Origin of the sequence: Promicromonospora citrea, assembly GCF_013004695.1 — a bacterium.
Taxonomy (GTDB): domain Bacteria; phylum Actinomycetota; class Actinomycetes; order Actinomycetales; family Cellulomonadaceae; genus Promicromonospora; species Promicromonospora citrea.
Map to the genome: position 1 here is coordinate 1 of NZ_JABEMG010000168.1, position 8,001 is coordinate 8,001.

The 8,001-nt window shown below is 72.9% G+C and carries 7 protein-coding genes and 1 pseudogene; 5 read left to right on the top strand and 3 right to left on the bottom strand.

The genetic code is table 11. The annotated features are described in order from the left end of the window. Window positions 1-249: pseudogene (locus HLB15_RS21010) on the top strand (A/G-specific adenine glycosylase); the annotation flags it as partial. A gap of 18 nt (window positions 250-267) precedes the next feature. Here the strand turns inward: HLB15_RS21010 and HLB15_RS21015 are convergent. Beyond that, on the bottom strand, window positions 268-798 hold the full coding sequence (locus HLB15_RS21015; RefSeq protein ID WP_229785583.1) for an amino-acid N-acetyltransferase: 531 nt from the start codon (window positions 796-798) through the stop codon (window positions 268-270). A 225-nt stretch (window positions 799-1,023) separates the two neighbouring features. Between HLB15_RS21015 and HLB15_RS21020 the strand changes: the two genes are divergently transcribed. The 3 genes from HLB15_RS21020 to glpK all read left to right on the top strand — a co-directional run bounded on the left by HLB15_RS21020 (window position 1,024) and on the right by glpK (window position 5,154). Continuing rightward, window positions 1,024-2,769: a glycerol-3-phosphate dehydrogenase/oxidase gene (locus HLB15_RS21020; protein ID WP_171108327.1), complete on the top strand. Its 1,746-nt coding sequence runs from the start codon at window positions 1,024-1,026 to the stop codon at window positions 2,767-2,769. Between the two features lie 76 nt (window positions 2,770-2,845). Beyond that, window positions 2,846-3,577: an MIP/aquaporin family protein gene (locus tag HLB15_RS21025; RefSeq protein WP_171108330.1), complete on the top strand. Its 732-nt coding sequence runs from the start codon at window positions 2,846-2,848 to the stop codon at window positions 3,575-3,577. Window positions 3,578-3,639: 62 nt separating this feature from the next. Then, window positions 3,640-5,154, top strand: coding sequence for a glycerol kinase GlpK (gene glpK / locus HLB15_RS21030; RefSeq protein WP_171108333.1), 1,515 nt, complete (start codon window positions 3,640-3,642; stop codon window positions 5,152-5,154). A gap of 72 nt (window positions 5,155-5,226) precedes the next feature. On the opposite strand, the gene HLB15_RS21035 is transcribed toward glpK, so the two are convergent. Together HLB15_RS21035 and HLB15_RS21040 are read right to left on the bottom strand one after the other, a co-directional pair. Beyond that, window positions 5,227-5,838, bottom strand: coding sequence for a TetR/AcrR family transcriptional regulator (locus HLB15_RS21035; protein ID WP_229785582.1), 612 nt, complete (start codon window positions 5,836-5,838; stop codon window positions 5,227-5,229). Then, window positions 5,822-6,532, bottom strand: coding sequence for a YqeB family protein (locus HLB15_RS21040; RefSeq protein ID WP_171108335.1), 711 nt, complete (start codon window positions 6,530-6,532; stop codon window positions 5,822-5,824). Before HLB15_RS21040 ends, HLB15_RS21035 begins: the two co-directional genes overlap by 17 nt. Before the next feature lie 80 nt (window positions 6,533-6,612). Between HLB15_RS21040 and HLB15_RS21045 the strand changes: the two genes are divergently transcribed. Then, window positions 6,613-7,911 carry an alpha/beta fold hydrolase gene (locus HLB15_RS21045; protein WP_171108338.1) on the top strand — a complete coding sequence of 433 codons (1,299 nt, stop codon included), beginning with the start codon at window positions 6,613-6,615 and terminating at the stop codon, window positions 7,909-7,911. Window positions 7,912-8,001: the final 90 nt, after the last annotated feature.

The following is an 8,001-nucleotide window of genomic DNA, read 5'->3' on the forward strand; positions in this document are numbered from 1 at the left end:
CGCCGCGCGGGGTACCCGCCGGACGCGCACGCGGACCGGCGCCGCACCCAGGCGTGGACCGGCACCGACCGCCAGGCGCGCGGCCGGGTCATGGCGCACCTGCGCCAGGCCGACGCGCCCGTCGACCGCGCGGTGCTCGCCACCTCGTGGCCCGACGCCGCGCAGCTCGACCGCGCGATCGCGGGCCTGGTCGAGGACGGCCTCGCCGAGCAGGACGAGGCGGGCCGCCTCCACCTCCCGCTCGCGTGAGCCCCCCGCCCGCGCGGCTCAGAGCTCCAGCAGCATGCGCGAGTTGCCCAGCGTGTTCGGCTTGACCCGCGCCAGGTCCAGGAACTCGGCGACGCCCTCGTCGTAGGAGCGCAGCAGCTCGGCGTAGACCTCCGGCGTCACGGGCGTGCCGTCGATCTCGCGGAACCCGTGCGCGGCGAAGAAGGCGACCTCGAACGTCAGGCAGAACACCCGGCGCAGCCCGAGCGCCCGCGCGCGGTCGACCAGCGCCTCGAGCAGGGCGTGCCCCACGCGGCGTCCGCGCCAGTCCCGGTGCACGGCCAAGGTGCGCACCTCGGCGAGGTCTTCCCACATGACGTGGAGCGCCCCGCAACCGATCGCCGGCGCGTCGGACGCCGCGGGGTCGGTCGCCACGAGGAACTCCTGCACCGCCTCGTAGTACCCGACCATCTCGTACGGGCGCAGGATGCGCTCGCGGCTGAGCGGCTCGACGAGGTCGCGGATGGTGCGGACGTCAGCGGGCAGGGCGGGCCGGATCACGGGGGCCGCAGGCACCTGGGAGGTCGTCACGGCGTCACCCTACGGCGGCCACCGGCGCGCTCGCCCGCGGCGCGCACAGGCCGGACGCCGCTGCCGCGCAGGCGCCGGGGCAGCCCGGCCCCACCCGACAAAGCGGGCATATCACCTGACCGATTCTGGACGGCACCCGGACGTGAGCAAGAGAACATCCCGACACACCCCACCAGACACGGCAAAGGTGTTGCCAAGTACCGGAAGGCGTGGTGTGTTTGGCGCATGGCATCCACACGGCTGACCGCAGAAGCGAGGGCGCAAGCGCTGGCGGCCCTCGAGGCCAGCGTGAGCCCGTCGGCAGAGCTCGACGTCCTGGTGATCGGAGGCGGCGTCACCGGCGCGGGCATCGCGCTCGACGCGGTGACACGCGGCCTGTCCACCGCCGTCGTCGAGGCGCAGGACTGGGCGCAGGGCACGTCCAGCCGGAGCAGCAAGCTGGTCCACGGCGGGCTCCGCTACCTGCAGATGCTCGACTTCGAGCTCGTCCACGAGGCGCTGACCGAACGCGACCTCCTCCTGCGGGACCTCGCACCCCACCTGGTGCGGCCGGTCCCGTTCCTGTATCCGCTCGAGCACCGCGTCTGGGAGCGGGCCTACGTGGGCACGGGCATCGCGCTGTACGACGTGCTCGCGACGCTCACGCCCGGCCGCCGGCCGATGCCGTTCCACCGGCACCTGAGCAAGAGCCAGATGGAGGCGAAGTTCCCGGACCTCGCGCACGACGCCGCCGTCGGCGCCGTGCAGTACTGGGACGCCTCGGTCGACGACGCACGCCTCGTCGCCACCCTCGTGCGCACCGCGGCGAGCTACGGCGCGCACGCCGCGAGCCGCACGCAGGTCGTGAGCCTCACGCAGGGCGCGACGGGTGCCGTGAACGGCGCCGTCGTGGTCGACCTCGAGACCGGCCGCGAGATCACCGTCCGCGCGCGGGCCGTCATCAACGCGACCGGCGTCTGGACCGAGGAGACCGAGGCCCTCGCGGGCTCGGAGGGCGGGCTGCGCGTGCTGGCGAGCAAGGGGGTGCACCTCGTGGTGCCGCGCGAGCGCATCCGCGGCAACGCCGGCCTCATCCTGCAGACCGAGAAGTCCGTGCTGTTCGTCATCCCGTGGAGCCGGTACTGGATCATCGGCACGACGGACACCCCGTGGGACCTCGACCCCACGCACCCCGTGGCCACGAGCGCCGACATCGACTACGTGCTCGACCACGCCAACGCCGTCCTGGCCCACCCGCTGACCCGCGAGGACATCATCGGCACCTACGCGGGCCTGCGCCCGCTGCTGCAGCCGGGCACCAAGGAGGGCACGAGCAGCGCCAAGGTGAGCCGTGAGCACACGGTGGCGTCGCCGACGCCGGGCCTGACGGTCATCGCGGGCGGCAAGCTCACGACGTACCGCGTCATGGCCAAGGACGCCGTCGACTTCGCGATCGGCCAGCGGTCCGCCGCCCTGCCGTCGATCACGCACCAGATCCCGCTGACGGGCGCCGTCGGCCTCCGGGCCGTGCAGCGCCAGGCGCGCACGTGGGGCAAGCGGTTCGGCTGGTCGCCGCCGCTGCTGGACCACCTGCTGCACCGGTACGGCGCCAACCTCGCGGAGATCGTCGAGCTGTGCGACGCCGACCCGTCGCTCGCCGCGCCGCTCGAGAACGCCCCCGCGTACCTCCGCGCGGAAGTGCACTACGCGGTGAGCCACGAGGGCGCCCTCCACCTGGAGGACGTGCTCGCGCACCGCACGCGGCTCGTCTACGAGGTGCCCGACCGCGGCACCGCCGCGGCCGAGGAGGTCGCCGCCGTCGTCGGGCCGCTGCTGGGCTGGGACGCCTCCGACACCGAGCGCGAGCTCGGGGCCTGGGCGGCCCGGATCGAGGCCGAGCGGGTGGCCGAGGAGGCGCCCGACGACGAGACCGCCGAGCGTGCCCGGCTGTCCACGCCCGACGTCGCGGCCCGGCAGCCGCTGCGGAGCTGAACGACCGCACGACAGAACGAGCTGAGGAACGTACCCCCGGACGCCGACAACGCTGTCGGCAGAAAGCGAGTCAGCGATGAACGCATTCACGGACATCGTGGTCCCGGAGCTGCTCGGGACCATGATCCTGATCCTCGGTGGTGCCGGCGTGGTGGCGAACGCCATCCTGCCCCGCACCAAGGGGTTCAACGGCGGCTGGCTGATGATCAACTTCGGCTGGGGCCTCGCGGTCTTCGCCGGTGTGTTCGTGTCCATGAGATCGGGCGGCCACATCAACCCGGCCGTCACGCTCGGCATCCTGTCCAGCGGCGCCGAGGAGTTCGCCGAGGGCGTCCCCGCGACGTTCGGCAACCTGCTGATCTACTGGGTCGCGCAGCTCGTCGGCGCGTTCGTCGGCGCGGTCCTCGCCTACCTCGCCTACAAGCAGCACTTCGACCAGGACGCCGACCCCGCCGTGAAGCTCGGCGTCTTCTCGACCGGCCCGGAGATCCGCTCGTACGGCTGGAACGTCGTCACCGAGGTCCTCGGCACGTTCATGCTGGTGTTCATCGTCCTGTCCTTCGCCAACTGGCCCGGCGACCTGGGTCCGCTGGCCGCCGCGCTGCTCGTGGTCGGCATCGGCGCCAGCCTCGGTGGCCCCACGGGGTACGCCATCAACCCGGCCCGCGACTTCGGCCCCCGCATCGCCCACGCCGTCCTGCCGATCCCGGGCAAGGGCTCCAGCGACTGGGGCTACTCGTGGGTCCCGGTGGTCGGCCCGCTGATCGGTGGCGCGCTCGGCGGCCTGCTCTCCGCGGCGATCTCGTGACCCGCCCCGCCTGACCGTCCCCCACGCAGACACCCCCCGAACAGACAAGGGAGTCAACTCCGATGGCTGACTACGTACTCGCGATCGACCAGGGCACCACGAGCACCCGGGCGATCGTCTTCGACCACGCGGGGACCATCGTGTCCACCGGGCAGCTCGAGCACGACCAGATCTTCCCCAAGGCGGGCTGGGTCGAGCACAACCCCGAGCAGATCTGGGACAACACGCGCCAGGTGGTCGGCCTCGCCCTCACCAAGGCGAACGTCAACCACACGGATCTCGCGGCGATCGGCATCACCAACCAGCGCGAGACCGCCGTGGTGTGGGACAAGACCACGGGCAAGCCCGTCTACAACGCGATCGTCTGGCAGGACACCCGCACGCAGGCGATCGTCGACGAGCTCGGCGGCTCCGAGGGCCCGGACAAGTACAAGTCGGTCGTCGGCCTGCCGCTGGCCACCTACTTCTCCGGACCGAAGGTCAAGTGGATCCTCGACAACGTCGAGGGCGCCCGCGAGGCGGCCGAGCGCGGCGACCTGCTGTTCGGCAACACGGACTCGTGGGTGCTGTGGAACATGACGGGCGGCGTCGACGGCGGCGTGCACGTCACCGACGTCACGAACGCCTCCCGCACCATGCTCATGGACCTCGACACCCTCTCGTGGCGCGAGGACATCGCCGCGGACATGGGGATCCCGCTGTCGATGCTGCCCGAGATCCGCTCCTCGTCGGAGGTGTACGGCGAGGGCCGGCCCCGCGGCATGGTGCCCGGCGTGCCGATCGCGGGCATCCTCGGCGACCAGCAGGCCGCGACCTTCGGCCAGGCCTGCTTCGAGGTGGGCACCGCCAAGAACACCTACGGCACCGGCAACTTCATGCTGCTCAACACGGGCACGGAGAAGGTGGCCTCGGAGAACGGCCTGCTGACCACGGTCTGCTACAAGATCGGCGACGCCGACCCGGTCTACGCGCTGGAGGGGTCGATCGCGGTCACGGGGTCGCTGGTCCAGTGGCTGCGGGACAACCTGGGCCTGTTCCACGACGCGCCCGACATCGAGTGGCTGGCCCGCAAGGTCGAGGACAACGGAGGCGCCTACTTCGTGCCCGCGTTCTCCGGCCTGTTCGCGCCGTACTGGCGGCCCGACGCACGCGGCGCGCTCGTCGGGCTGACCCGCTACGTGAACATGAACCACATCGCGCGGGCCGCGCTCGAGGCGACGGCGTACCAGACCCGCGAGGTCATGGACGCCATGCGGGCCGACTCGGGCGTCGACCTCACCGAGCTCAAGGTCGACGGCGGCATGATCGCCAACGAGCTGCTCATGCAGTTCCAGGCCGACCAGCTCGGCGTCCCCGTCGTGCGGCCGGTCGTCGCCGAGACGACGGCGCTCGGCGCCGCCTACGCCGCGGGCATCGCCGTCGGCTTCTGGCAGGGTGAGGCGGACGTCGTCGCCAACTGGGCCGAGGACCGCCGCTGGGAGCCGGCCATGGAGGAGGACGAGCGCGAGCGCCTCTACCGCAACTGGAAGAAGGCCGTGACCAAGACGTTCGACTGGGTCGACTCCGACGTGAGCTGACCTGCCCCGCCGACGCCCGGGCCACCCGCGTGGCCCGGGCGTCGTCGCGTCCCGCTCACGGTGCGAGGCTGCTCACGGCGCGATGCCGCTCCACGGCGCGAGGAAGCGCCGCGCGGTGTCGACGAGCACCTCGGCCTCGTCCGCCGGGACGAACCCGTCGTCCGACGCCGCCTGCCCGAGGAAGCCGTCCGTGAGCAGGTAGAGCCATGACACGATCCGCGACGCCGGCAGGTCGGTGCGGACCGCTCCCGCCCGTTGCCCCTGCTCGACCCACGGCCGCAGGAGCGCGTGCTGGACCTCGGTGTCCTCGCGCAGCAGCTCCGCGACGTCGGGCTGCGTCATGATGCCGCCGACGGCGCGCACGAAACCGGGCATGCGCGGGTCGGCGGCGTCCTGCGCGTGCTCCGCGACGATGTCCAGGAGCACGCCGAGCGGATCGGTGCGCCCCGCATAGCGCGCCGCGCGCTCCCGCACGTCCTCGATGCCGAGCCGCAGGATCGCCAGCAGCACGTCGCGCTTCGTCGGGAAGTAGTGGAAGAACGTGCCCGAGCCGATCCCCGCCTGCCGGCAGATCGCGGCCGTCGTCGCGCCGTCGTAGCCGCGCTCGGCGAAGACGGTCAGCGCCGCGTCGATAATGGCGAGCCGCCGTGCGGCGTACCGCTCGGGGTCAACGGTCCGTGCCACGGGCCTGCTGTCCGGCGCGCGCGGCCCGGCGTACCTGCAGCCGGTCGCCCCGCACGCGCGCGACCAGCCCGAGCGCGGCGAGCTCGTGGTCCGCCGCGCGCCGGGCGGCCGCGTCCTTGCGTTCGGCGAGCCGACGGCGCAGCACGTCGTGCTCCTGCGCGCTGAAGCCCGGCCGACCGTCGACCCACCGCTCGTAGCGGTCGTCGTACGGGTCGGCGTCGGTCCACGGCCAGCCGTGCTCCGCCAGCGCTGCGGCGACCCGGGCGCGGGACAGGGTGTCGATGTCGAGCCGGGCGCGCAGGCCGCCGTCGGGCCGCAGGAGGACCAGGTCCGCGCCGTCGCGGTAGGCGGTGCCCACCTCGGACCGCTCGACCCAGGCGGCGTCGTGCTGCTTCTCGTGCTCGAGGTGGTCGCGGGCCACGGTGAGCGACGGCGCCTCGTCCACGACGGCCAGCAGGAGGACGACGGCGGCCACGAGGCCGAGCACGCCGAAGATCCCGAGCGACCAGGGCAGCGAGAGGGCGCCGACCGTCCGCACGACCCCCGGCACGGGCAGCGGCGTCGCGTCGACAAGCCCGACCAGACCGCGTGCGAGCACGGGGGCGGCCCAGCCGAGCACACCGCCGAGCGCGAGCGCGCCCAGCCCGACGAGCAGGGGGACGGACGCCGGCTGGCGTACCTGCGTGGTGGTCATGCTCAATTATTAGAGCAGCCACTCCAACAATGCAACGCCCCGCCGCGCAGGACGGCTGACCCGCCCGCTACCGTGTGGGCGTGCCCATCAGCTACACGCTCCCCGGCGTCCACGTCACCGACCACTCCGTCGACGTCCCGCTGGACTGGTCCCAGCCCGACGGGTCACCCGCGCTGTCGGTCTTCGCACGCGAGCTCGTCGACCCCGCCCGACGCACCGAGGACCTGCCGCTGCTGGTGTTCCTCCAGGGCGGCCCCGGCGGCAAGGGCCCGCGCCCGACCGGCCCGGAGGGCTGGATCGGCGCGGCGCTCGAGCGGTTCCGCGTGATCCTGCTCGACCAGCGCGGCACCGGCCGCTCCACCCCCGTGCGCGGGTCGACGCTCGGCGCGCTCGGCGGCGCCCGCGACCAGGCCGAGTACCTCGCCCATTTCCGGGCCGACAACATCGTGCGCGACGCCGAGCACGTCCGGCAGACCCTGTTCGAGGGCCGCCGCTGGACGTCGCTGGGTCAGTCGTACGGCGGGTTCGTCACCATGTCGTACCTGTCGCTCGCGCCCGAGGGCCTGAACGCGAGCCTCGTCACGGGCGGGCTACCGGGCCTCACGGCGTCGGCGCGCGAGGTGTACGAGCGCACCCAGCCGCGCGTGGTGGCGAAGAACGAGCGGTTCCGCGCCCGTTACCCGCACGCGGTGAAGACCCTCGGGCAGATCGCCGACCGGCTCGCCTCGGGCGGCGTCACCGAGCCCGGCGGCGACGTGCTGTCCACGCGGCGGTTCCAGACGCTCGGCATGGACTTCGGCATGAAGCCCGGCTTCGAGCGTGTGCACTGGATCGTCGACGAGGCGTTCGACTCCCCGCACGGCGGCCCGCTGAGCGACACGTTCCTCGCCACGGTGGCCGCGGAGACGTCGTTCGCGACCAACCCCCTGTACGCGGTGCTGCACGAGTCGATCTACGCGCAGTCCCACACGGGCCCGACCGCGTGGGCCGCCCAGTCCGTGCGCGACGCCGACCCGGCGTTCGACGAGTCCGCCCGCCCGCTGCTGTTCACGGGCGAGATGATCTACCCCTGGATGTTCGCCGAGATCCGCGCGCTGCGGCCCTTCGAGGCGGCGGCGCACGCGCTCGCCGAGCGGCAGGACTGGCGCGACCTGTACGACCTGCACCGCCTCGCCGAGAACGAGGTGCCGGTCGAGGCCGCCGTCTACTTCGACGACATGTTCGTCGACGCCGAGCTCTCGCTCGAGACCGCGGCGCACGTGGGCAACGTCGAGGCCTGGGTCACCAACGAGCACGAGCACGACGGCCTGCGCCTCGGCGGCGTGCTGCCGCGCCTGCTGGACCGCCTCGACGCCCGCGGCGGCCCGCTCCGGCGCTGACGCCCGCTGGCCCGCTGGCCCGCTGAGATCTGGTGTTCGCGTCGAGATCTGGTGGTGCACGACCAGATCTCGACGCGAACACCAGATCTC